General features: G+C 71.9%; 20 protein-coding genes. 10 read left to right on the top strand and 10 right to left on the bottom strand.

Annotated features, from left to right (window positions below; all coding sequences use genetic code 11):
- Window positions 1-66: 66 nt before the first annotated feature.
- Complete coding sequence (locus ABD151_RS00945; protein ID WP_343990350.1) at window positions 67-603, bottom strand: copper chaperone PCu(A)C; 537 nt, start codon at window positions 601-603, stop codon at window positions 67-69.
- Between the two features lie 97 nt (window positions 604-700).
- Window positions 701-1,282 (bottom strand): hypothetical protein, encoded by a 582-nt coding sequence (locus tag ABD151_RS00940; protein WP_343990347.1) that lies wholly within the window; start codon window positions 1,280-1,282, stop codon window positions 701-703.
- A gap of 152 nt (window positions 1,283-1,434) precedes the next feature.
- Here ABD151_RS00940 and bioB point away from each other — a divergent pair, with 152 nt between their 5' ends.
- The 4 genes from bioB to bioD are packed head-to-tail and all read left to right on the top strand — an operon-like array spanning window position 1,435 to window position 5,594.
- The gene (bioB, locus tag ABD151_RS00935) at window positions 1,435-2,496 is read left to right on the top strand and encodes a biotin synthase BioB (protein ID WP_343990344.1); all 1,062 of its coding nucleotides are present in this window, start codon (window positions 1,435-1,437) and stop codon (window positions 2,494-2,496) included.
- Between the two features lies 1 nt (window position 2,497).
- Window positions 2,498-3,781: an adenosylmethionine--8-amino-7-oxononanoate transaminase gene (locus tag ABD151_RS00930; protein ID WP_343990341.1), complete on the top strand. Its 1,284-nt coding sequence runs from the start codon at window positions 2,498-2,500 to the stop codon at window positions 3,779-3,781.
- Window positions 3,778-4,905 carry an 8-amino-7-oxononanoate synthase gene (locus ABD151_RS00925; RefSeq protein WP_343990338.1) on the top strand — a complete coding sequence of 376 codons (1,128 nt, stop codon included), beginning with the start codon at window positions 3,778-3,780 and terminating at the stop codon, window positions 4,903-4,905. The genes ABD151_RS00930 and ABD151_RS00925 overlap by 4 nt, the downstream gene beginning before the upstream one ends.
- The gene (gene bioD, locus ABD151_RS00920; protein ID WP_343990335.1) at window positions 4,902-5,594 is read left to right on the top strand and encodes a dethiobiotin synthase; all 693 of its coding nucleotides are present in this window, start codon (window positions 4,902-4,904) and stop codon (window positions 5,592-5,594) included. Before ABD151_RS00925 ends, bioD begins: the two co-directional genes overlap by 4 nt.
- 7 nt (window positions 5,595-5,601) lie before the next feature.
- On the opposite strand, the gene ABD151_RS00915 is transcribed toward bioD, so the two are convergent.
- Entirely contained in the window at window positions 5,602-7,020 is a 1,419-nt protein-coding gene (locus ABD151_RS00915) for a YncE family protein (protein WP_343990332.1), read from the bottom strand.
- Window positions 7,021-7,127: 107 nt separating this feature from the next.
- Here ABD151_RS00915 and ABD151_RS00910 point away from each other — a divergent pair, with 107 nt between their 5' ends.
- The 3 genes from ABD151_RS00910 (at window position 7,128) to ABD151_RS00900 (ending at window position 11,056) form a co-directional block, all read left to right on the top strand.
- Window positions 7,128-8,648 carry a fatty acyl-CoA synthetase gene (locus ABD151_RS00910; RefSeq protein ID WP_343990329.1) on the top strand — a complete coding sequence of 507 codons (1,521 nt, stop codon included), beginning with the start codon at window positions 7,128-7,130 and terminating at the stop codon, window positions 8,646-8,648.
- A gap of 70 nt (window positions 8,649-8,718) precedes the next feature.
- Window positions 8,719-10,773 carry an RCC1 domain-containing protein gene (locus ABD151_RS00905; protein ID WP_343990326.1) on the top strand — a complete coding sequence of 685 codons (2,055 nt, stop codon included), beginning with the start codon at window positions 8,719-8,721 and terminating at the stop codon, window positions 10,771-10,773.
- 49 nt (window positions 10,774-10,822) lie between these two features.
- Window positions 10,823-11,056 (top strand): hypothetical protein, encoded by a 234-nt coding sequence (locus ABD151_RS00900; protein ID WP_343990323.1) that lies wholly within the window; start codon window positions 10,823-10,825, stop codon window positions 11,054-11,056.
- A 24-nt stretch (window positions 11,057-11,080) separates the two neighbouring features.
- On the opposite strand, the gene ABD151_RS00895 is transcribed toward ABD151_RS00900, so the two are convergent.
- Together ABD151_RS00895 and ABD151_RS00890 are read right to left on the bottom strand one after the other, a co-directional pair.
- Window positions 11,081-12,247 carry an acyl-CoA dehydrogenase family protein gene (locus ABD151_RS00895; RefSeq protein WP_343990320.1) on the bottom strand — a complete coding sequence of 389 codons (1,167 nt, stop codon included), beginning with the start codon at window positions 12,245-12,247 and terminating at the stop codon, window positions 11,081-11,083.
- A gap of 18 nt (window positions 12,248-12,265) precedes the next feature.
- Window positions 12,266-13,117, bottom strand: a complete 852-nt coding sequence (locus tag ABD151_RS00890; RefSeq protein WP_343990317.1) for a 3-hydroxybutyryl-CoA dehydrogenase — start codon at window positions 13,115-13,117, stop codon at window positions 12,266-12,268.
- Between the two features lie 148 nt (window positions 13,118-13,265).
- Here ABD151_RS00890 and ABD151_RS00885 point away from each other — a divergent pair, with 148 nt between their 5' ends.
- Window positions 13,266-13,955 carry a TetR/AcrR family transcriptional regulator gene (locus ABD151_RS00885; protein ID WP_343990314.1) on the top strand — a complete coding sequence of 230 codons (690 nt, stop codon included), beginning with the start codon at window positions 13,266-13,268 and terminating at the stop codon, window positions 13,953-13,955.
- 10 nt (window positions 13,956-13,965) lie between these two features.
- Here ABD151_RS00885 and ABD151_RS00880 read toward each other — a convergent pair whose 3' ends face one another.
- Window positions 13,966-14,784: a TetR-type transcription factor C-terminal domain-containing protein gene (locus ABD151_RS00880; RefSeq protein WP_343990311.1), complete on the bottom strand. Its 819-nt coding sequence runs from the start codon at window positions 14,782-14,784 to the stop codon at window positions 13,966-13,968.
- A gap of 88 nt (window positions 14,785-14,872) precedes the next feature.
- Here ABD151_RS00880 and ABD151_RS00875 point away from each other — a divergent pair, with 88 nt between their 5' ends.
- On the top strand, window positions 14,873-15,901 hold the full coding sequence (locus tag ABD151_RS00875; protein ID WP_343990308.1) for a phosphotransferase family protein: 1,029 nt from the start codon (window positions 14,873-14,875) through the stop codon (window positions 15,899-15,901).
- Between the two features lie 33 nt (window positions 15,902-15,934).
- Entirely contained in the window at window positions 15,935-17,140 is a 1,206-nt protein-coding gene (locus ABD151_RS00870; RefSeq protein WP_343990305.1) for an acyl-CoA dehydrogenase family protein, read from the top strand.
- Window positions 17,141-17,214: 74 nt separating this feature from the next.
- On the opposite strand, the gene ABD151_RS00865 is transcribed toward ABD151_RS00870, so the two are convergent.
- The 4 genes from ABD151_RS00865 to ABD151_RS00850 all read right to left on the bottom strand — a co-directional run bounded on the left by ABD151_RS00865 (window position 17,215) and on the right by ABD151_RS00850 (window position 21,830).
- The gene (locus ABD151_RS00865) at window positions 17,215-18,726 is read right to left on the bottom strand and encodes an FAD-dependent oxidoreductase (RefSeq protein WP_343990302.1); all 1,512 of its coding nucleotides are present in this window, start codon (window positions 18,724-18,726) and stop codon (window positions 17,215-17,217) included.
- Between the two features lie 14 nt (window positions 18,727-18,740).
- Window positions 18,741-19,634 carry an AurF N-oxygenase family protein gene (locus ABD151_RS00860; RefSeq protein ID WP_343990299.1) on the bottom strand — a complete coding sequence of 298 codons (894 nt, stop codon included), beginning with the start codon at window positions 19,632-19,634 and terminating at the stop codon, window positions 18,741-18,743.
- A gap of 112 nt (window positions 19,635-19,746) precedes the next feature.
- Window positions 19,747-21,330: an MXAN_6640 family putative metalloprotease gene (locus ABD151_RS00855; protein WP_343990296.1), complete on the bottom strand. Its 1,584-nt coding sequence runs from the start codon at window positions 21,328-21,330 to the stop codon at window positions 19,747-19,749.
- Window positions 21,331-21,431: 101 nt separating this feature from the next.
- Complete coding sequence (locus ABD151_RS00850) at window positions 21,432-21,830, bottom strand: FAD synthase family protein (protein WP_343990293.1); 399 nt, start codon at window positions 21,828-21,830, stop codon at window positions 21,432-21,434.
- Window positions 21,831-21,872: the final 42 nt, after the last annotated feature.

The raw sequence follows: 21,872 nt of genomic DNA, 5'->3' as shown, positions 1-21,872 counted from the left end.
CGCGGGGGAGAGGGGCGGCACCGGTGCGCAGGAGCTGACGGCGGCCCCACTGAGGACCGCCGGACATCAGTGCGAGCCCTCCTGGTACTTCTCGTCGGCGCCGTCGAACGCCTTCACAGTCGCCTGGACGACGGCGGTGCTGCCGTCGCCGAGGGTGAGGGTGATCTCCACGTCGGTGCCCGGCTCGAGCTTCTGGGTCAGCTCCATCAGCATGATGTGGTTGCCGCCGGGGGCCAGCTCCAGGGTGCCGCCGGCGGGCACGGTGAAGCCGCCCTCCTTCGGCTGCATCGCCATCGAGCCGTCGTCGTTCTGGATCGTCTCGTGCAGCTCGGTCATCGCGTTGACCGTGGTCGAGGCCGCGGTCACCACCACCGGCTCGTCGCCGGTGTTGGTCAGGACGCCGAAGGCCGCGGTCATCCCGCTGTCGGCGGCCTTGACCCACGGGTCGGTGACCCGCAGCGAGCCGGCCTCGTCGGTGCTGGTGGTGGTGGCGCTGCTGCTCGGCGAGCCGTTGCCGGCGTCCGTGCTCTCGTCGTCGCCGCATCCGGCGAGGGTGGTGGCCAGGCCCAGTACCAGGGCCGCGGTCAGGATCTGCTTCTTCATCAGGGGTCCGTTCGATGGGCGCGCCAGGGCGCGCAGGGGAGGACCGCGCCCGCACGCGAGGTCGGACGACGTCGCGCAGCAGCTGACCGGGAGCCGATCAGCGCGGGGCGGTGAGGAGTGAAGGAGAGAGCAGCCCGGGCGGGGCACGTGCGCCGACCCGGCCGGAGGTGAGGCGATCACGGAGCACCAGCGCACGGCCGACGGCCGTCTGCCGGGCAGCCGGGACGGCGACGCCGAGGGGCGCAGGCATCGCGAAGAGGCGCGACAGCGTCGCGCGGGCGAGCTCCACCAGCGCGCGGTCGAAGCCGAGGGCGACGATGACGGTGGCCGCCGCGACGGCAGCGTGCAGGGCCAGCATCAGTGCGGGCATGCCGACGGAGCCGCCGTGATGTCCGTGGTCGGGCGTCGCCGGAGCCATCGTGAGCGAGTAGTGGCCGACCGCCTGCGCGAGCACCGCGACCAGGGTGATCCGGGGCAGCGCCGCCCGGTCGGACCTAGCCGTGGCGACGGCCACGGGCAGGGTGATCAGGCCGACCATCAGCCCCGGCATGACGGCGACGCTGCCGCCGGCCGCGAGGTGGGCGATCAGCGCCCCGATCCCGGCCACGCCGCCGGTCACCAGGCCCCGGAGCGCGCGAAGCCCGGCGCCGCGCACAGGCGCGGAGGTCGCACTCGCCATCGGGGCTCCAGGGTCGGCAGGACGGGTGCTCCCATCGTAGGCGGGACGCCGCAGCAGCCCGGCCGGTGGTGGTGCATCCCGGCCGATCCGGTTAGCATCAGGCCGACCTGAACACCGTTCAGTTCTTTACCCGTGCCCCGTCAGGAGTCGAGATGACCACGCAGTTCGACCAGTTGGCCAGCCGCATCCTCGAGGGAGGCGCTGCGACCGAGGCCGACGCCCTCGCCGTCCTCCGAGCACCGGACGCCGAGCTGGTCGCCCTCGTCGCCGCGGCCTCCCGGTTGCGCCGCGCGCACTTCGCCAACACCGTCAAGGTCAACTACCTGGTCAACCTCAAGTCCGGGCTCTGCCCGGAGAACTGCAACTACTGCTCCCAGGCGCTCGGCTCGCAGGCGCCGATCCTCAAGTACTCCTGGCTCTCCAAGGACGAGACCCTCGATCAGGCAGGCGCCGGCCTCCGCGGGGGAGCGACCCGCGTCTGCATGGTCTCCTCGGGCCGCGGACCGTCGGATCGCGACATCGAGAAGGTCGCCGAGATGACCGAGGCGCTCAAGCAGGAGTACCCCGACGTCGAGGTGTGTGCCTGCCTCGGGCTGCTCAAGGAGGGACAGGCCGAGCGGCTGCGCGGCGCGGGGGTGGACGCCTACAACCACAACATCAACACGGCGGCCTCGCACCACGACGCCATCGTCCAGACGCACACCTACGCCGACCGGGTGGACACCATCGGCAGGGCCAAGACGGCAGGGCTCTCGCCGTGCTCGGGCCTGATCGCCGGCCTGGGGGAGAGCGACGAGCAGCTGGTGGAGGCGCTCTTCGCGTTGCGCGACCTGGACTCCGACTCGATCCCGATCAACTTCCTGATGCCCTTCGACGGCACCCCCTTCGAGAACACCTGGGAGCTCACCCCCACCCGGTGCGTGAAGATCCTCGCGATGGCCCGCTTCGTCTGCCCTGACAGGGAGGTCCGGATCGCCGGCGGCCGGGAGATGCACCTGCGCTCGCTGCAGGCTCTCGCGTTGCAGGTGGCGAACTCGCTCTTCCTCGGCGACTACCTGACCTCCGAGGGGCAGGAGGCCCAGCGCGACATCGAGATGATCCGCGACAACGGGTTCGTCGTCCTCGGGGCCGAGGAGGAGACGTCGCACGAGACCCTCGGCGAGCCCTCGATCCGGCAGCGCGGCGCGGGCACCGCCACGCCGGCCAACGCCTGACATGCTCGTCACCCGCGACGACGTCCTCGCCTTCGATCGCGAGCACCTGTGGCACCCCTATGCCTCGATCGCCGACCCGGCACCGGTGCGTCAGGTGGTCGGCGCCGCCGGGGCCCGGCTGCGGCTGGCCGACGGCGCTGAGGTGGTGGACGGGATGTCCTCGTGGTGGTCGGCGATCCACGGCTATCGGCACCCGGTCCTGGACGCCGCCGCGCACGCCCAGCTCGATGAGTTCGCCCACGTGATGTTCGGCGGCCTCACCCATGCTCCGGCGGTCGAGCTCGGACGACGACTGGTGGCGATGACGCCGGAGCCCTTGCAGCGCGTCTTCCTCGCCGACAGCGGCTCCGTCGCCGTCGAGGTGGCGATCAAGATGACGCTGCAGCACCAGCGGGGGTGCGGGCGCACCGAGCGCACCCGGATGCTCACCGTGCTGGGCGGCTACCACGGCGACACCTTCCATGCGATGAGCGTGACCGACCCGCTCGGCGGCATGCACCGGATGTGGCGCGGCATGCTGCCGGAGCAGGTCTTCGCGCCGCAGCCGCCGCGTGCGGACGCCGGCGCGTGGGAGATCGCGGCGTGGGCCGACGCGTTCCGGACAGTGGCCGCGGCGCATGCCGGCGAGCTGGCCGGGATCATCGTGGAGCCGCTGCTGCAAGGCGCCGGCGGGATGCACCCGTACCCGGCGGCCTGTCTGGAGACCTTCCGCGAGGTGGCCGACGAGCACGGGCTGGTCCTGGTCTTCGACGAGATCGCGACCGGCTTCGGACGGACCGGGCGACTCTTCGCCTCCGAGCTGGTCGTCCCCGACATCCTCTGTGTGGGCAAGGCATTGACCGGTGGCTACCTCTCGCTGGCGGCCGTCCTCACCAGCGACGAGGTCGCCCAGGGCGTCTCGGCCAGCGACTCGGGCGTGATCATGCACGGGCCCACCTTCATGGCGAACCCGTTGGCCTGCGCCATCGCGTCCGCCTCCCTGGACCTGCTGACCAGCAGCGACTGGGCCGCCTCGGTGCAGCGCATCGGCACCGCCCTGCGTGCCGGACTTGCCGGGCTGCGCGGCCTGCCGGGCGTTGCCGACGTCCGCACCATCGGCGCGGTCGGGATCGTCCAGCTCGACCATGGCGTCGAGGTCGCCGCCGCGACCGATGCCGCACTGGCCCAGGGCGTCTGGCTGCGGCCCTTCCGGGACCTGGTCTACGTGATGCCGCCGTACGTGACCAGCGACGAGGAGCTGGACCGGCTGGTGCGGGGCGTCGAAGCGGCGGTGCGGGCCGGATGAGCGGGTGGCAGCGCTGGCTGGCCGAGCAGGCCGAGGAGCGCGAGGCGGCGGGGCTGACCCGCCGGCTGCGCGAGCGTCGACTCGACGAGACCGGGCTCGACCTGGCCGGCAACGACTACCTGGGCCTTGCCCAGCACCCGGAGGTGCGCCAGGCGGCGGCCGAGGCCGCGGTGGCCTGGGGTGCCGGCGCCAGCGCCTCCCGGCTGGTCTCCGGAACCCTGTCCCTGCACGCCGAGCTCGAGACCGAGCTCGCCGGCTACCTGCGCCAGCCCACGGCGCTGGTGCTCTCCACCGGCTACCACGCCAATCTCGCGGTGGTCACCGCGTTGGCGGACCGCGACACCCGGATCATCTCGGACGCGCACATCCATGCCTCGCTGATCGACGCCGTCCGGCTCTCCCGAGCACGGCTCAGCGTGGTCGCGCACAACGCCGTCGGTGCGGTGCGCGATGCCCTGCTCCAGGCGCGGGCGGACGGCGAGCGGGCGCTGATCCTGGTCGAGTCGGTCTACTCGGTGCTCGGCGACGCCGCGCCCCTTGAGGAGCTGGCGGCACTCGCCGAGCAGTTCGGCGCGCTGCTGGTCGTCGACGAGGCGCACGGGGTCGGCGTGCACGGCGCGGGCCTGGTGGCGACGCTCGGGCTGGCCGGGCTTCCGCACGTGGTCGTCAGCGCCACCCTGTCCAAGTCGCTGGGAGCGCAGGGCGGTGCGATCCTCGGACCGGCCGCGGTCCGCGAGCAGCTGGTGAACCGGGCCCGCCCGTTCATCTTCGACACCGGGCTGGCTCCGGCGCCGACCGCGGGAGCGTTGGCGGCGCTGCGGGTGATCCGCGGGCGCCCGGAGCTCGGCGCGCTGGTCCGGCACCGGGTCCAGCAGCTGGCCGCCGCGTTGGCGGTCCCGGCTCCTGCCGGAGCGGTGCTCTCGGTTCCCCTCGGCTCGCCGGCGATCGCCCTTGCTGCACAGGCCGCAGCCGCCGGCCGCGGGCTGCGGGTGGGCTGCTTCCGCCCACCCTCGGTGCCCGACGGCGTCTCCCGTCTCCGGGTCACCGCCAGTGCCGGGATCGGCGAGGTCGACTGGCAGCATGCCGTTGCCACATTGGTCGACGTCGTCAAGGAGCATCGATGAGCAGGATCGTGCTGGTCACCGGCACCGACACCGGGGTGGGCAAGACGGTCGCCACCGCAGCCCTGGCCGCGCACGCCCGCGCGGACGGGCAGCGGGTACTGGTCCTCAAGCCGGTGCAGACCGGGATCGGCGGCGCTGACCCGGACCCGGCCGACTGTGCGGAGGTGATCCGCCTGGCCGGGGTCGAGGCGGTGGAGCTGGTCGCCCTCGACGACCCGCTGGCACCCGACACCGCCGCGCGCCGTCAGCAGGTCGCCCTCCCGTCGGTCGCCGAGCACGCGGAGCGGATCCGCGCTGCGGCGTCCGGCTACGACCTGGTCCTGGTGGAGGGCGCCGGTGGGCTGCTGGTGCGGCTCGATGGGGACGGCGGCACGCTGCTGGACCTGGCGGTGCAACTGCGGGATCGGCTGGGCGACGGCGACGCCCTCGAGGTGATGATCGTGGCGCGGGCCGGGCTCGGCACGCTCAACCACACCGAGCTGACGGCGCTCGCCCTGCGTGACAAGGGGATCGAGCCGGCCGGACTGGTCATCGGCTCCTGGCCGCAGCACCCGGGCTTGGCGGAGCGCTGCAACCGCGAGGACCTGCCCCGCGGCAGCCGGGTGCCGTTGGTGGCCGTGCTCCCCGAGGGGGCGGGGCGGTTGGCACCGGCGGCTTTCCGGGCCGCCGTGCCCACCTGGTTCGGCTGAGCGCGGGCTACCTCCGCCAGGCGCGCTGCACCCGAGCGCTGACGTGCCCCTCGCGGACCCGCTGCGGATGGTCGCCGGTGTTCACCCGGCCGACGATCCGCTCCCGCTTGTAGTCGTAGACGACGACCTGGTCGGTGCCGCTCATCGACATCCAGCAGGTGTTCGAGTACGGGCTGGTGGTGGCCCAGTAGGGCTTCAGGCCGGCGTTGAACACCTTGTGCCGCCAGGCGCCGGTGCGCAGGTTGCCGATCCGCACGATCGCGCCGTAGTCCGACATGGTGCCGGCGACGCAGAGCTTGGTGCCGCCCTTGTTGATCGCCATCCCGTGGTGCGCGGAGTCCAGCACGTACTCCTCGCGGGCCATGGTCCTCACCGACTCCTTGATCGGCAGCGGCACCAGGCGCAGGACGCGGCCGGTGCGCGGCTCGGGCACGCCGCCGAGGGTGTAGTCGACCTTGTCGTTGAGGTCGCTGCCCTGGGTGTCGAAGACGACGACGCCGTGGAAGAAGGAGACCTGCAGGTAGAGGTAGCGCTCGTTGGGCGAGATCGCCATCGGCCGCACCGCCGAGCTCATCTGCGGGTAGCCCGCCTCGGCGAGCTCCTTGCCCAGGTCCCAGCGCTGCAGGATCTTGAAGTCGGAGTTGCGCACGATCTGCAACCAGCGGTCGGCCTTGATCACGTTGCCGAGCTCGCCCAGCTCGCCGGCGTCCAGGGGCGTGTAGACGCGACCGATGCTGGCGTGCACGATCCGCTTGCCGCCGTCGATGTAGTTGGACTCGTGCGGGGTCTCGCCGGAGGCGAAGGTGCGCAGCTTCTTGCCGGTGTTGGGGTTGCCGCGTCCGCCGAGCACGTACTCGTGGACCTTCTTCGCGGTGGAGTCGGAGACCAGCAGGCGCCTGCCGTCGGGGGAGACCTCCATGTGGTCGGTGCGGAACCCCTCCATCTGCTGCTCGGCCACGATCCTGTTGCTGGCCAGGTCGATCCACACGACGTCGCCGAAGCTGGGGCGGGAGACCGCGACCAGGTTGCCGTCGCGGGTGGTGAACAGGTCGTCGACCAGCTGGTCGTGGCCCTGGCCGATCACCTGCTGGATCAGCAGGTAGAGCGCGAGCCGCAACGGGTTGGTCCAGATCTGCTGCATCTCCTCGGCCTTGTCCGGCACGATGTTCAGCGTGCGCAGGGGCCGGTAGGTGTGGGCGTCGGCGATGGTGGCGGTACCGCCCCAGTTCGCCCCGATCACCATCACCTCCCGCTTGCGGAGCCGCTTCTTGCGGGGCTTGGCGGCCGCCTCCACGGGCGCCGACGCCGCGGCGGGCACAGCGGCTGCAGCCGGTGCCGGCTGCGGGCGGGCGGGGTCGCCATCGCTGGCGATCACGCCCCAGGTGGCAGCGGTCAGCAGGGCACAGAGCGCAGCAGTCCTTCGCATGGACTCTTCAACGAGACCTGCCGCTCCCGGTCACGCACCGCCCACGTACCCGGGGGGGACGACGGCACCGAGGGTGGCGGTGCTCACCCGCTGGCTAGGCTCGGGCCATGAGCGATCCCCGTGGGAACACCGTCGATTCGATCATTCGCCGCAGCGCCGGTCGGCAGCCCGATCGGGTGGCCCTGACCTTCGCGGACCGGAGCTGGACCTACCGCGAGCTGGATGAGGCGACCAGCCGGGCAGCGGCCCACCTGCTCAGCCTTGGCCTCGCCAAGGGCGACCGGGTCGCGACGGTGGGTGCCAACTCCGACGCCTATCTCCTTGCGTACCTGGGTTGTGCCCGCGCCGGGCTGGTGCACGTGCCGGTCAACTACGCGCTGACCGGACGCGAGCTCACCTACCTGCTCGCCGACTCCGGCGCCCGGATCGCGCTGGTCGACGTCGACCTCGCGGACGCCGTCGAGGGCGTGCGGGCCGACACCGCCGTGGAGCAGGTGCTGGTGCTGCACGGCCGCGAGGACGCCGTCCTGGAGGTCTGGCGTTCCGGCGAGGTGCCCAGCCTGGACGTCGAGGTGGCCGACGGCGACCTGGTCCAGCTGCTCTACACCTCCGGCACCACCTCGGCACCGAAGGGCGCGATGATGACGCACCGCGCCCTGATGCACGAGTACCTGTCGTCGGTCCTGGCCCTCGACTTCGACGCCGACGACGCGCCCTTGCACTGCATGCCGCTCTACCACTCGGCGCAGATGCACGTGTTCCTGCTGCCGTACCTGATGGTCGGCGCCAGCAACCACCTGCTGCCGCGCCCGGACGCCGGCGCCCTGATCGCGCTGGTGGAGGCCAACCAGCACCGGGCGCTCTTCCTCGCGCCCACCGTCTGGGTGCCGCTGGTCAACCACCCCGACTACCGCCCGGAGCGCTTCGCCTCGCTGCGCAAGGCGTACTACGGCGCCTCGATCATGCCGGTCCCGGTCCGCGAGCGGTTGGGCCGTGAGCTGCCCGAGCTCGGCTTCTACAACTGCTTCGGGCAGTCCGAGATCGGTCCGCTGGCCACCGTGCTGCGTCCCGAGGAGCACGCCGAGCGGCCCGACTCGTGTGGCCGTCCGGTCACCTTCGTCGAGGTGCGGGTGGTCGACGAGGAGGGCAACGACGCCGCGCCCGGGACGCCGGGGGAGGTGCTCTACCGCTCGCCGCAGCTCTGCCTGGGCTACTGGAACAATCCCACCGCGACCGAGGAGGCCTTCCGCGACGGCTGGTTCCACTCCGGCGACCTGGTGGTCCGCGACGCCGAGGGCTACCTCGCGGTGGTGGACCGGATCAAGGACGTGATCAACACCGGCGGCGTGCTGGTGGCCTCGCGCGAGGTCGAGGACGTGCTCTACACGCACCCGGCGGTCGCCGAGGTCGCGGTGATCGGCACTCCCGACCCCAAGTGGATCGAGGCGGTGACCGCGGTCGTGGTGGTCAAGGAGGGGGCGAGCGTCACCGAGGCCGAGCTGATCGCCCACGCCCGGGAGTCGCTGGCGCCGTTCAAGCTGCCCAAGCGGGTGGTCACGGTTCCCGAGCTGCCCCGCAACCAGAGCGGCAAGCTGCTCAAGCGGGAGCTGCGCGACACCCTCGCCTAGCGCTCGGCCGGCGCGGCATTTCCCCAGATTCCGGGATGCCCCGCTCGCCGCCGGCTCATAGCGTCGCAACGTGGAGCGGGGAAGAGCGCGGGTGCGCGCCACGGTGTCGGCGGCGATCGCCGTGGCACTGGTGGCGGTCTCCTGGGTGGGCATCGGCGTCCCGCCGGCGCAGGCCGCCCCGCCCGCCACGCCGTGGACCTGGGGCGGCAACTCCTACGGCGAGCTCGGCACCGGTGGCACGGCGTCGCGGCTGACCCCGGCCGCGGTCGGCCTCGACGACGTCGTCGACCTGCACGGCGGCCGCGAGCATGTTGTCGCGCTGCGCGCCGACGGCACCGTGTGGACCTGGGGCAGCAACCAGCACGGGCAGCTCGGCACCGGCGGCACCGCGAACCGGAGCACGCCCGCCCAGGTGCCGGGGCTGAGCCAGATCGTCGCGGTCGAGACCGGGCACAACCACTCGATGGCGCTGGGTGCCGACGGCCGGGTGTGGAGCTGGGGCTACAACGCCGACGGCCAGCTCGGCGACGGCACCACGACCCTGCGCCGCACCCCGGTGCCGGTCAGCGGCCTGAATGACGCGATTGGGATCGCCGGGGGGCGCGACATGGCGTACGCGATCCGCGCCAACCGCACCGTGGTGGCGTGGGGGCGCAACGACGAGGGACAGGTCGGCGACGGCAGCACCACCCGACGCCTGACGCCGGTCGCGGTCAGCGGGCTCAGCAACGTGGTCCAGGTGGCGGGCGGGCGCGATCATGGGCTCGCGGTGCGCACCGACGGCAGCGTCTGGTCGTGGGGCTCCAACGACTACGGCCAGCTGGGCCTCGGCAACGCCGGGACGGCGACCGATCGACTGATCCCTGCGCAAGTGGTGGGCGCAGGGCAGGTCGAGGTGGCGGCGGGAGCGCACCACTCGCTGGCCAGGGCCGCCGACGGCACGGTCTCGTCGTGGGGCCGCAACTACCGGGCGAACCTGGGCGACGGCACCACCACCCAGCGCACCCGCCCGGTCGCGGTGCGCAACGTCGCCGGCGCGGTCTCGATCGGCTCGGGGCGCGACCATGCCCAGGCGGTGCTCGCCGACGGCCGGGTGATGGCGTGGGGCGAGAACGGCGCCGGCCAGATCGGTGACGGCACCACCGTCGATCGGCCGCTGGCGGTGCAGGTGCCGGGCGTTGCGGACGCGGTGGCGGCCGGCGGCGGAGGGGCTGCCTACTCGGTGGTCCTGGTCGCCGACCAGGCTGCCCCCAACGCGCCGCCGGTGGCCCGTGCGGCGGTCTCCTGCGACGGCACCTCGTGCACGTTCTCAGGTGCGGCATCGACCGACGCCGATGGCCAGATCGTCAACTGGGCCTGGGCATTCGACGACGGCGGCACCGCGAGCGGGGTCGAGGTGACGCGGACGCTCACCCCCGGCGCCCACCAGGCGACACTGACGGTCACCGACGACGACGGTGCCTCCCACAGCGCGACGATCTCCTTCGACGTCGACGAGCCGCCGGTCGGTGGCGAGGTCGCCTTCGTGGCGGGGGCGGCCCAGAACGCGAACACCACGCAGACCGCGGTGGTGGTGCCGGCCGCGGTACAGACCGGGGATCGACTGCTGATGATCGTCACCCTCAACCGGGCCGGGGCGATCACCGTCCCCGCCGGGTGGAGCAGCCTCGGCGTGGTCTCCGACGGCGTCGACGTGCGCTCGTGGGTGCTGACCCGCGCGGCGCCTGCCGGGGCGGCCGGAACGACGGTGCGCGTCAGCCTGGACGCCTACTCCAAGGCGGCCACGCATCTTGTGGCCTACCGCAGTGCAGGCGTGCCGGTGGCGACCGGGCGCGCCGAGCCCGGCAGCACCGCGGTCCATGCGGCACCGGCCGCCAGCGTGCCCGCGTCCGGCAGCGCTGCCCTCTGGCTGTGGGCCGACAAGGTCTCCGCGCCGCACGGCTGGACCCTTCCGGCCCCGGTGACCTCGCGTGGGGCCACCCAGGGCAGCGGCGGCGGGCTGCTCACCTCGGTGGCGGGGGACCGGCTGGCGCTGCCCGCGGGCGCACTCACCGCCGTCAGCGCGGACGCCGGAGTCGTTGCCAGCAAGGCGATCAGCTGGACGGTCGTGCTGCCTCCTGGGTGAGCATGCCGTTCGTGGTGCGCGGAGGCCGGATCTCGCCTAGCCTCCGAGCATGGTCGAACTGATGGTGATCCTGCTGCTCATCTTCGCCTTCGCCGCGATCTTCATCGTCTGGCTGGTGCTCCTCATCGAGGCCGTCCGCACCCCGACCGGCGTCTGGCAGGCAGCTGGGCAGAACCAGGTGGTGCACATCCTGCTGATGGTGGTGCTGGGTGCCCTGGGCACCCTGATCTATGCCCTCACCGCGCGCCCGCAATTGCGCAGCGCCGCCCAGCCGATCCGCTGAGCGGCGCTGTGCCGCGGACCTGGATCAGCGGGCGAGCACGCTGCGCGCCATCACCAGACGCTGGATCTGGTTGGTGCCCTCGTAGATCTGGGTGATCTTGGCGTCGCGCATCATCCGCTCGACCGGGAAGTCGGAGGTGTAGCCGTAGCCGCCGAGCAGCTGCACGGCGTCGGTGGTCACCTCCATCGCGATGTCGGAGGCGTAGCACTTGGCGGCGGCACCGTAGAAGCCGAGGTCGTCGTCCTCACGCTCGGACTTGGCGGCGGCCACGTAGACCATCTGCCGTGCGGTCTCCACCTTCATCGCCATGTCGGCGAGCATGAACTGCAGGGCCTGGAAGTCGGCGATCCGCTTGCCGAAGGCCTGGCGCTCCTTGACGTAGTTGGTCGCGAACTCCAACGCGCCCTGGGCGATGCCGACGGCCTGGGCGCCGATGGTGACCCGGGTGTGGTCCAGGGTGCGCAGCGCGAGCTGCAGGCCGGTGCCGGGCTCGCCGATCATCCGGTCGGCGGGGATCCGCACGTTGTCGAAGAGCAGCTCGCGGGTGGGGGAGCCCTTGATGCCCATCTTCTTCTCCTTCTCACCGAAGGTGAAGCCCTCGTCGGACTTCTCCACGATGAAGGCGGAGATGTTGCGACCGCGCGGGCCGTCGGGGTCGGTGACCGCGAGCACGGTGTAGAACTCGGAGACGCCGGCGTTGGTGATCCACGACTTCTGGCCGTTGAGCACGTAGTGGTCGCCGTCGAGCCGGGCCTTGGTCTTCATCGCCGCGGTGTCGGAGCCGGCGTGCGCCTCGGAGAGGCCGTAGGAGAAGCCGGCCTCGCCCTTGGCGAGCGGGGTCAGGTACTTCTTCTTGAGGTCCTCGTCGCCGCCGAGGATCAGCGGCATCGAGCCGAGCTTGTTGACGGCGGGGATCAGCGAGGAGGAGCCGCAGACCCGGGCGACCTCCTCGATCACGATGCAGGTGGCGAGCGCGTCGGCGCCGACGCCGCCGTACTCCTCGCCCACGTGCGGGGCGAAGAAGTCGGTCTCGATCAGCGCGTCGTGCGCCTCCTGCGGGTACCGGGCGTTCTCGTCGACGTCGGCCGCGTGCGGCGCGATCCGCGCCTCACAGACCGCGCGCACCGCATCCCGGAGCTCCTCATGGAACTCGGAGGTGCGGTAGAGGTCGAAGTCCTTGTTGCCAGCCATGCGTGGTGTTCCCCGTTCTCAGCGTGCGTCGTAGGTGTAGAAGCCCCGGCCGGTCTTGCGGCCGAGCAGGCCGGCGTCGACCATCCGGTTGAGCAGCGGGGGAGCGGCGTAGAGCTGCTCCTTGAACTCCTCGTACAGCGACTCGGCGACGGCCTTGGTGGTGTCCAGGCCGATCAGGTCGGCGAGGGCGAGCGGGCCCTGCGGGTGGGCAGCGCCCAGCACCAGGCCGTTGTCGATGTCCTCGGCACTCGCGAAGCCGGACTCGTACATCCGGATCGCGGAGAGGATGAAGGGGATCAGCAGCGCGTTGACCACGAAGCCGGCCCGGTCCTGGCAGTCGATCGCCGACTTGCCGAGGTCGTTCTCGACGAACTCGCGAGCCAGCTCGGTGACCTCCTTGGCGGTCACGATGGAGGGCACCAGCTCGACCAGCTTCAGCACCGGCACCGGGTTGAAGAAGTGGATGCCGAGCACCCGCTCGGGGCGCGAGGTGACCACGCCGAGCTTCATGATCGGGATCGAGGAGGTGTTGGAGGCGAGGATCGCGTCGGGGGAGGTGACGATCTTGTCGAGCTGGCGGAACAGGTCGGTCTTGGCGGTCTCGTCCTCGACGATCGCCTCGATCACCAGGTCGCGGTCGGCGAGCTCGTTCAGGTCCTCGACGACGCGGATCCGGGCCATCACATCGGCGGCGGAGTCGATCTTGCCGCGGGCCTCGGCGCGCTGCAGCGACTTCTCCAGGCGGGCGTGACCGGCGGCCACGGCCTGCGGCGACGACTCGGCGACCACCACGTCCTTGCCTGCGCGTGCGCACACCTCTGCGATGCCGGCCCCCATGAGCCCGCATCCGACGACGCCGATCCGCTCCATGCTGTTCCCTCCTCGGGCTCGACCGGGTAGGTCGAGAAAGAATTGTCGGTACTCCGTACCTTAGACCTGGAACTCGATACCAACAAGTGGTACTGATGGGCCTGTAGCGTTCGCGTCCGTATCGCCCAGCCACCCAGGAGGTCCCTCGATGCCCGCCACGTCGACTGCCCGCGACCGAATGGTGGCCGCCGCCTACGAGCTGTTCGAGGAGAACGGCTACGACGAGACCACCGTCGACCAGATCGCGGAGCGGGCCGGTGTCGGGCGCACCACCTTCTTCCGGATGCTCGGGTCCAAGGAGGCGGCGATCTTCCCCGAGCACGACGTGCTGACCGCCCGGATCGAGGCGCGGTTGGCGGCGGCGACGCCGCGGACCCGGCAGCTCGCCATCTTCGAGGCGGCCCGAACCGTGCTCGACCACTACCTGGCCGAGGGCGAGCTGGCGCAGGCCCGCTATCGGCTCACCCGGACCGTGCCCGCCCTGCGGGCGCGCGAGATCGCCGGCATGCAGCGCTATCAGCAGATCTTTCGCGAGCACCTCGCCGGATGGCTCGGCGAGGAGAACGCGCTGCTCGCCGAGGTCGGCGCGAACGCCGTGGTGACCGCGCACAACCATGTGCTCCGGCGCTGGCTGCGCGGGCTCACCGAGGAGCCGCATGCCGAGTTCGAGGCGGCGATGGAGCAGCTGACGGCGTTGCTCGGCACGGCGGTCCGCCAGGCCGGGGAGGGCGCCTCCTTCGCGGCGACCCCGGCCGCAGGCGGCTCGGTGGTGCTGGTGCTGCCCAGCGAGCTGAGCCCGGAGCAGGCCGCAGACGCCGTCCGCGCAGCGCTGTCCTGAGCGGCGGCGCTCAGCCGCCCATCATCCGCACCGCCAGCCGGGCGAACTCGACGGCGATCTGCTCGGTGCTCAGCTCGCCCTGCGGGCGGAACCACTGCGGCAGCGAGGTGCACATGGTGGAGACCGCGCGCAGCGCCGGCAGCGGCGTGGCGTTGGCGAAGGTGCCGTCGGCGACCGCGAGCAGGGCCTGCTCGTCGATCAGGTGCTGCAGCTCGTTGCGCCGCTGACGGATCCGGGTGGCGGCGTCGCCGTGGAAGCTGCGCATCTCGCTGGCGCCGACGAAGGCGAGATCGGGGCGATGGGCGTGGAAGAGGGCGAGGGCCTCGACCATCCGGGCGAACCGCTCGGCGGGCGTGCCGTCCTCGTCGCGCGCCGCGCCCACGCGCCAGCGCAGCTCGCTCATGGTGAGGTCCATGGCCGCCTCGAGCAGCCGGTGCTTGCTCTCGTAGTGGTGGTAGACCCCGGCCACGCTGAGGCCGGCCTCGGCGGCGATCTCGCGCATCGTGGTGGCGGCGAAGCCGTGCTGGACGAACAGGTCGAGGGCGGCGCGCAGGGCGGGGTCGAGGTCGAGGGGCGCGAAGCGGCGCCAGTCGGCATCGCCGGCGGGCCCCGAAGCCGGGGGAGCAGGGGCCGGCTGGAGGAGCCGCTCGGGGCCGACGTCGAGCGCGACGGCCAGGGCGTGCAGTCGCTCCACGGTGACGCCGACCTTGTCGTTCTCGATCGCGCTCACCGTCGCGCCGCTGACGCCGAGCGCTGCGGCGAGCGCGCGCACCGAGAGTCCGCGCTGCTCGCGCAGAGCTCGGATCGTGGCTCCCATGTGTTCAGTCATCCTGAACAGCCTAAACCTCTAGCGCTTAACTGAACAACACCGTACGATCGCTAGGTCTGTTCAGTCTGCTACTGGGAGTGACCCTGCGATGACGCACAACCCGCAGCTCGAGGAGTTGATCCGCCCCAGCGCCCTCGGGCCGGCGCTCGCCCGCGCCACCGACGACGACCGATGGATCGGCCTCGACGCCTCGCTGATCAGCGGCGGCAAGTCCAACCTGACCTTCCTGCTGACCAGCGAGGCGGGCGAGCTGGTGCTGCGACGTCCGCCGACCGGCAAGCTGCTGCCCAGCGCCCACGACATGGGGCGCGAGGCCAAGGTCCAGCGCGGCCTGGCCGGCACCGGCGTGCCGGTCGCCGAGGTCGTGCTCAGCGACGACGGCGACCTGCTCGGCCTGCCCTGCTACGTGATGGAGCGGGTGCCGGGCCACATCGTCCGCGGCGAGCTGCCGGCCGGCTACGCCGACGGCGCCGAGCAGCGCGAGGCGATGAGCTGGGCCTTCGTGGACGTGCTCGCCGACCTGCACGCCGTCGACTACGAGGCGGTCGGCCTCGGCGACTACGGTCGTCCGGCCGGCTTCCTGGAGCGCCAGGTCCGGCGCTGGACCGGGCAGTGGGAGGCCAGCCGCACCCACGACGTCCCCGACCTGGACGAGCTCGCCCGTCGCCTGGCCGGTGCCATCCCGGCCCAGCAGCGCAACGCGATCGCGCACGGCGACTACCGCTTCGACAATGTCGTCTTCGCCCCCGAGAACCCGGGCACGATCGGCGCCGTCCTCGACTGGGAGCTCTCCACGCTGGGCGACCCGCTCGCCGACCTCGGCCTGCTGATGCTGTTCTGGGCAGAGCCGGGGGAGCAGTTCCCCGCGCTGATCCCCGGCGTCACCAACCAGGAGGGCTTCCCGAGCCGGGCCGAGGTGCTGGAGCGCTATGCCAAGCGCTCGGGCGCGGACCTGACGGACCTCAATGCCTACATCGCCTTCGCGCACTTCAAGTTCGCGGTGATCGCCCAGGGCGTCGCCGCCCGCTCAGCCGCCGGAGCGATGGGCGGCCAGGACTTCGGCAACCTCGACGAGGAGATCCGCACCCTCGCCGCCGAGGGCCTCCGCCTGCTCTGATCTGCACCCGACGCCGACCCCAGGAGAACAACGATGGACTTCGCACCCTCTGCCGCCGCGGCCGAGTACACCGAGAAGATGTGGGACTTCATGATCTCCCACGTGCTGCCGGCCGAGAAGGAGTGGCACGCCTACCTCGCCGAGCACGGCGAGCATGCCTACCCGCCGATCATGGACGAGCTCAAGGCCGAGGCGCAGCGGCGCGGCCTGTGGAACCTCTTCCTGCCCCAGCTCTCCGGGCTCTCCAACCTCGAGTACGCCCAGGTCGCCGAGGTCAGCGGCTGGTCCCCGGTGATCGCGCCCGAGGCGATCAACTGCCAGGCGCCCGACACCGGGAACATGGAGACCCTCGAGCTCTTCGCCACCCCCGAGCAGCGGGAGCGCTGGCTCGAGCCGCTGCTGGCCGGCAGGATCCGCTCGGCGTTCGCGATGACCGAGCCGGAGGTGGCCTCCTCGGACGCCACCAACATCGCCACCTCGATCGTGCGCGATGGAGATGAGTACGTGATCAACGGCCGCAAGTGGTGGATCACCGGCGTCGCCGACGAGCGCTGCGAGATCTTCATCGTGATGGGCAAGACCGACCCCGAGGCGGCGCCGCACCGCCAGCAGTCGATGGTGCTGGTGCCCCGGGACACCCCGGGCCTGACCATCGAGCGGCACCTGCCGGTCTTCGGCTACCAGGACCAGCACGGCCACTCCGAGCTGGTCTTCGATGACGTCCGGGTGCCGGTCGCCAACCTGCTGGCCGAGGAGGGCGACGGCTTCAAGATCGCCCAGGCCCGCCTGGGCCCGGGCCGGATCCACCACGCGATGCGCGCGATCGGGATGGCCGAGCGGGCCTTGGCGCTGATGGTGCGTCGCGCCCAGGAGCGGGTGGCGTTCGGCAAGCCGCTGGCCGAGCAGGGCGTGGTGCAGGAGCTGATCGCCAACTCCCGCCTGGAGATCGACCAGGCCCGGCTGCTGGTGCAGAAGGCGGCCTGGCTGATCGACCACCACGGCGCCCGCGGTGCACGCACCGAGATCGCGGCGATCAAGGTGGCCGCGCCGAAGGTGGCGTGTGCGGTGATCGATCGCGCGATCGAGGTGTTCGGCGCGGCCGGCGTCTCCGACGACACCCCGCTGGCGTACTTCTACGCCTGGGCGCGGGTGCTGCGCATCGTCGACGGTCCGGATGCCGTGCACCGGCGCACGATGGCCCAGCAGGAGCTCAAGCGCGAGCGTCCTTTCGTCGGCTGAGGCGTTCCTGTCTGACCCTGTTGAGTGGTCCCGCTCTGCACCCCCGAACGAGCATTGGTGCAGAGGGGGACCACTCAACGGTTTCGGGCGCGGGACAACAGCCGACCGAGCCCACGTCGCTTGCCGGCGCCGGTCGACACCCGGCCGGCCAGGACGTCGTCGAGCAGGGTGCCGACGCTCTCGCCCGCGCAGCGCCGGTTGGTGCCGATGCCGCCCGAGGGGCCGCGCTTGATCCAGCCCGCCACATAGGCACCGCGGACGCCGTCCACTCGCCCGGCCTCGTGCGGCACGGTCGCGCTCTGCTCGTCCCAGGGCAGGCCGGGGACCGGCTGGCCGCGGTGGCCGATCGCCCGGATCACCCGCGCGGTCGCGATCTCGGTCGTCCCCACGCCGTCGCTGACGACGAGCGCGCGGGTCTCGAGGTCGCCGCGGACCTCGGTCGGAGTGGCCAGGAAGCGGACCACGATCCGGCGCCCCGGCGCCGGCGGAAGCGTCCAGTCGAAGACCCGGCGGGCCACGCCCTGGAGGGTGGCGGGCTTGCTGTCGCGGGCGGCGTCGTCGATGGTGGCGCCGATGCGGGGGTCATGGTCGTCGACGACCAGCTCGATCCCCGGCAGGTGGCGCAGTGCCAGGATCTCGGGCCGGGTCCAGGCCGCGTGCTCGGGGCCGCGGCGGGCCAGGAGCACCACCTCGCGGACCTTCGAGGTGCGCAGCGCCGTCAGGGCGTGCGGTGCGATCGCGGTCGCGGCGACGTCCTCGGGGGCGCTGAGCAGCACCCGTGCCACGTCCAGGGCGACGTTGCCGGTGCCCACCACCACGACCCGCTCGGTGTCGAGGTCGACCGCGTCGGCGGCGACGTCGGGATGGCCGTTGTACCAGCCCACGACCGTGGTCGCCGGCAGCGAGCCGGGAAGGTCCTCGCCGGGCACGCCGAGCCGGCGGTCCGCGGGGGCGCCGACCGCATAGATCACCGCATCGTGATGCTCGAGCAGGTCCTCGTGGGTCAGCCCGTCGCCGACCTCGACGCCGAGGGCCAGTCGCACCCGCGGGTGCTGGTGCAGCCGGTGGAACTTCTCGGCGACCTGCTTGGTGGCGGGGTGGTCGGGGGCGACGCCGAAGCGGACCAGCCCGTCGGGGACCGGCAGCCGGTCGATCACGGTGACCTCGGCGTCGGTGTGCAGGATCAGGTCCTCGGCCGCGTACATGCCGGCCGGGCCGCTGCCGATGACCGCGACCCGCAGTCGCGGGAAGTCGGCGCCGAGCACCCGGTCGAAGTGGGGCGCTCCCCAGGCGTGCAGGGTGGGGGAGTCCTCGGCGCGGCGCGCCGGCTCGGTGCCCTCGAAGTAGTCGGCGTTGATCGTCGCGTACGCCTGCTCCGGGCCGGTCAGGGTGAGCACCGGACGCACCGCGTCGACCGGGCAGGCGTCGGCGCAGGCCCCGCAGTCGATGCAGCTGCGGGGGTCGATGTAGAGCATCTCGGTGTTGCCGAAGGCACGCTCCTCCGGCGTCGGGTGGATGCAGTTGACCGGGCAGACGGAGACGCAGGTGGCGTCGGCGCAGCAGGTCTGGGTGATCGCGAAGGCCATCGTCGAGGCCGGTCTCAGAGCAGGTTGGCGCGCCGGTAGACGGCCATCGCGGGACGGGTGAGCAGGCCGCAGGAGTCGAGGAACTCCATCAGGCCGGCGCAGCTGGAGCGCAACATGGACGCGAAGTGCTGGTTGTCGCGAGCCTCGCGCAGCGCGCGCTTGCGGTCCAGGCCGGCGTTCTCGTAGACCGCCGGGTTCCACATGCTGTCCACGATCGCCAGCGCCGCGATCGCCACCACCAGCGCGCTGACCTGGCGGCGCAGCCAGCCGGCCGCGGCCATCTTCTGGCGGGTCTCCTCGCGGGCGAACGCCATGTGCCGCGACTCCTCGATCACGTGGATGTTGTTGATCGTGCGCACGAAGGGCACCACCCGCTCGTCGCGCATCCAGTCGCGCTGCATCACGTCGAGCACCTCCTCGGCGACCAGGATCGCGGCGTACGCCGTCTCGCCGGAGGCGATGGTCTTGAAGCCGCGGCCGAGCTCGACCACGAGCCGGTTGGGGCGGTAGGCGGGGGCGCCCAGCTTGGCCGCGCCGCGGGCGAACATGATCGAGTGGCGGCACTCGTCGGCGATCTCGGTCAGCGCCCACTGGAAGTCGGGGTCGGTCGGGTCCTTGGCGTAGAAGTCGCGCAGGATCATCTGCTGCAGGATCATCTCGAACCAGATCCCGGTGCTGGCCACCGACGCCGCCTCCTGGCGGGTCAGCGCCTTGCGCTGCTCCTCGGTGAGCTCGTCCCAGTACGCGGTGCCGTAGAGGGTGGACCACTCCGGGCTGGTGCCGTGGAACTCGGTGTCGAGCGGAGTCTCCCAGTCGACCTCGGCGATCGGGTCGCACGAGAGCATCGCCGAGGAGGCGAGCAGGCGCGGGGTGATCGACTCGTTCGGGGATGCGGCGGTGGCGGTCATGCTCGTTCCTCCAAGGCGGTGCGCGAGTGCAGACGCGACACGTTCTATGTGTCATCACCAATGTCACATAGAACGTGTCGCGTTGCAAGAGGCGGCGCGCCGCCTGCCGCGACTACTTCACCAGACTCGCCTGCAGGGTCACCTTCTGGTGATCGCGCAGCGGGGTGCCCTGGCAGGTCCAGGGGCCACCGGTGCGGCAGCGGAACGCGCGCGAGGTGTTCGCCGCGGTGAGCGTCACCTTGCTGACCCCGCGGGTGTTGAACGCCACCCGGGCCGCGCCGCGGCCCTTGCGGATCGTGATCGTGCGCTCCTTGACCGTGCCGTTCGTGCGGTGCACCAGGACCCGGGCGCGGATGTCGCTGCTGGGGCTGGTCACCACCACCCGCAGTCGCCAGGTCTTGTTCAGCCCCGACGCCGGCCGGAAGGCGTGGTTGATCGAGGTCAGGTGGTCCAGGCGCGCGCTCTGCGGCCCTGCGGTGCGCTTGCTGCGCCCGAGCGTGGCGGTGCGCGCGACCCGGGCCTTCGGGTAGGCGGCACCCTCGGCGTAGTAGTGGCGCGGGGCGTTGTTGGCGACGGCGAAGCGGAGGAACTCCGCGGACAGCGAGCTGTTGCGCGCACGCAGGGTGCGCTCGATCGCCTGCAGGCTGGTGGTCTTCTTGCGACCGAGCCGGGTCCACAGGCTGCGCACCAGCGCGTCGCCGTGGCGCTGGGTGAGGAAGCCGAAGAAGACCCAGTTCCCGTAGGCGGCGAAGCCGAGCCGGTCCAACGGCGTCCGGGTGCGGCGCAGGCTGCTCAGCCGCAGGTACTGGCGGTTGTCGTTGACCTCGTCGTAGACGACCTCCTCGATCCAGGTGGCGGTCGCCTCCATCAGCCAGGAGTCGGCGCTCTTGAGGTAGCCGAACTGGACCAGGTGGAAGAACTCGTGCGCCGCGGTGACCTTCAGCGACGACTCCGGGGGCAGGGTGAACTCGGCGAAGTCGTCGTCGAGCACGAGGTAGCCGGGCTGCCTGCCGCCCGAGGCGGCGTCCAGGGTGGCGTAGCCGTACATGCCCTTGGCGCCGATGTTGCCCAGGTAGACGTCGACCAGGTCGGGCGTGGTCACTCCGGCCGGGTTCCCACGGGTCCCGTCGCCCACCGGGCGGCGGTAGCCGAGGTCGCCGACGATCCGGTCCCAGGACTCCTCGACGACCTGCTGGGTGCGCTGCACCCACGGCGGCACGGTCGCGCCGTTGCCGTCGGAGCCGGGCGGTGCGTGCTGGGTGGTCTCGGTCCAGTGCAGGCAGACCTGGGCGCCGCAGGTCGTGAAGATCTCGGCGCCGGCGGGGTAGCGCAGCAGCTTCGTCGAGGCGCTCGGGTCCGTGGGCCGGGCCAGCAGCCGCTCGGCGGTGCGCCGCTCGGCGGTGGGCAGCTCGGTGAGGTTGGCGCCGAGGGAGGCCAACGCCGTGGTCAGCTCGCCGCTCTCCGGCTCGGCCAGCACCTGCTCGACGTCGTCCAGCGCGGCCAGTGCCTCGGCAACGGGGTCGGTAGCGGGCGGCTCGTCCGCGGGCGGGTCGGTGACGGCGGGCTGCCCCGGCAGGCTGGAGGTGTCCGCCGGAGTGCCGTCGTCGGCGACGCCTGGCGAGGCGCTCAGCGTGGTGAGCACCAGTGCCAGGGTGGTTGCGGTGGTGAGTCCGGCCAGGCCCGAGTAGACGCGCATGGGCCCCAGGCTAGGTCAGGGCCGGTGGTCGGCGTCCATCCGTGACGGCGCCCACGCCGCAGGACTCGGGGGCCGAGCCCCGAAGCTGAAGCGCGTCGGCCTCAGGCGATGCCGGAGATCTTCTCGATCAGCGCGGTGGTGGAGATGGCCGGCGTGCGCGGCAGGTAGACGACCTCGCAGATGTCGGAGAACTCGTCGAAGCGCCCGGCCCAGTCGTCGCCCATCACCAGGACGTCGGCACCGAACTTCTCGATGTACTCGCGCTTCGCCTCCAGGGACTCCTCGACGAAGACCTCGTGCACCGGCTTGAGCGCGGCGACGATGGCGAGCCGCTCGGCCTGGCTGAAGACCGGGTTGCGCCCCTTCTTGCGGAAGTTGAGGGCGTCGGCGGAGACGCCGACCACGAGCCGGTCGCCCAGCGCCGCGGCGCGCTCGATGACCCGAAGGTGTCCGACGTGGAAGACGTCGAAGGTGCCGAAGGTGATCACGGTGCGAGCCATGCGGCGCATGCTACGCGGGGGTGGCGGCACCTGACACAATCG

This window comes from Nocardioides dubius, from assembly GCF_039528155.1.
Classification (GTDB): Bacteria; Actinomycetota; Actinomycetes; order Propionibacteriales; family Nocardioidaceae; genus Nocardioides; species Nocardioides dubius.
This window is presented reverse-complemented; position numbering and strand designations above follow the sequence as displayed.

Excerpts from the sequence above, each read along its gene's own strand:
- ABD151_RS00875 (WP_343990308.1), top strand. The coding sequence starts at position 14,873 with ATGACGCACAACCCGCAGCTCGAGGAGTTGATCCGCCCCAGCGCCCTC.
- ABD151_RS00870 (WP_343990305.1), top strand. The coding sequence starts at position 15,935 with ATGGACTTCGCACCCTCTGCCGCCGCGGCCGAGTACACCGAGAAGATG.
- ABD151_RS00865 (WP_343990302.1), bottom strand. The coding sequence starts at position 18,726 with ATGGCCTTCGCGATCACCCAGACCTGCTGCGCCGACGCCACCTGCGTC.
- bioD (WP_343990335.1), top strand. The coding sequence starts at position 4,902 with ATGAGCAGGATCGTGCTGGTCACCGGCACCGACACCGGGGTGGGCAAG.
- ABD151_RS00890 (WP_343990317.1), bottom strand. The coding sequence starts at position 13,117 with ATGGAGCGGATCGGCGTCGTCGGATGCGGGCTCATGGGGGCCGGCATC.
- ABD151_RS00910 (WP_343990329.1), top strand. The coding sequence starts at position 7,128 with ATGAGCGATCCCCGTGGGAACACCGTCGATTCGATCATTCGCCGCAGC.
- bioB (WP_343990344.1), top strand. The coding sequence starts at position 1,435 with ATGACCACGCAGTTCGACCAGTTGGCCAGCCGCATCCTCGAGGGAGGC.
- ABD151_RS00855 (WP_343990296.1), bottom strand. The coding sequence starts at position 21,330 with ATGCGCGTCTACTCGGGCCTGGCCGGACTCACCACCGCAACCACCCTG.
- ABD151_RS00930 (WP_343990341.1), top strand. The coding sequence starts at position 2,498 with ATGCTCGTCACCCGCGACGACGTCCTCGCCTTCGATCGCGAGCACCTG.
- ABD151_RS00900 (WP_343990323.1), top strand. The coding sequence starts at position 10,823 with ATGGTCGAACTGATGGTGATCCTGCTGCTCATCTTCGCCTTCGCCGCG.
- ABD151_RS00880 (WP_343990311.1), bottom strand. The coding sequence starts at position 14,784 with ATGACTGAACACATGGGAGCCACGATCCGAGCTCTGCGCGAGCAGCGC.
- ABD151_RS00895 (WP_343990320.1), bottom strand. The coding sequence starts at position 12,247 with ATGGCTGGCAACAAGGACTTCGACCTCTACCGCACCTCCGAGTTCCAT.
- ABD151_RS00850 (WP_343990293.1), bottom strand. The coding sequence starts at position 21,830 with ATGGCTCGCACCGTGATCACCTTCGGCACCTTCGACGTCTTCCACGTC.
- ABD151_RS00915 (WP_343990332.1), bottom strand. The coding sequence starts at position 7,020 with ATGCGAAGGACTGCTGCGCTCTGTGCCCTGCTGACCGCTGCCACCTGG.
- ABD151_RS00925 (WP_343990338.1), top strand. The coding sequence starts at position 3,778 with ATGAGCGGGTGGCAGCGCTGGCTGGCCGAGCAGGCCGAGGAGCGCGAG.
- ABD151_RS00860 (WP_343990299.1), bottom strand. The coding sequence starts at position 19,634 with ATGACCGCCACCGCCGCATCCCCGAACGAGTCGATCACCCCGCGCCTG.
- ABD151_RS00945 (WP_343990350.1), bottom strand. The coding sequence starts at position 603 with ATGAAGAAGCAGATCCTGACCGCGGCCCTGGTACTGGGCCTGGCCACC.
- ABD151_RS00940 (WP_343990347.1), bottom strand. The coding sequence starts at position 1,282 with ATGGCGAGTGCGACCTCCGCGCCTGTGCGCGGCGCCGGGCTTCGCGCG.
- ABD151_RS00885 (WP_343990314.1), top strand. The coding sequence starts at position 13,266 with ATGCCCGCCACGTCGACTGCCCGCGACCGAATGGTGGCCGCCGCCTAC.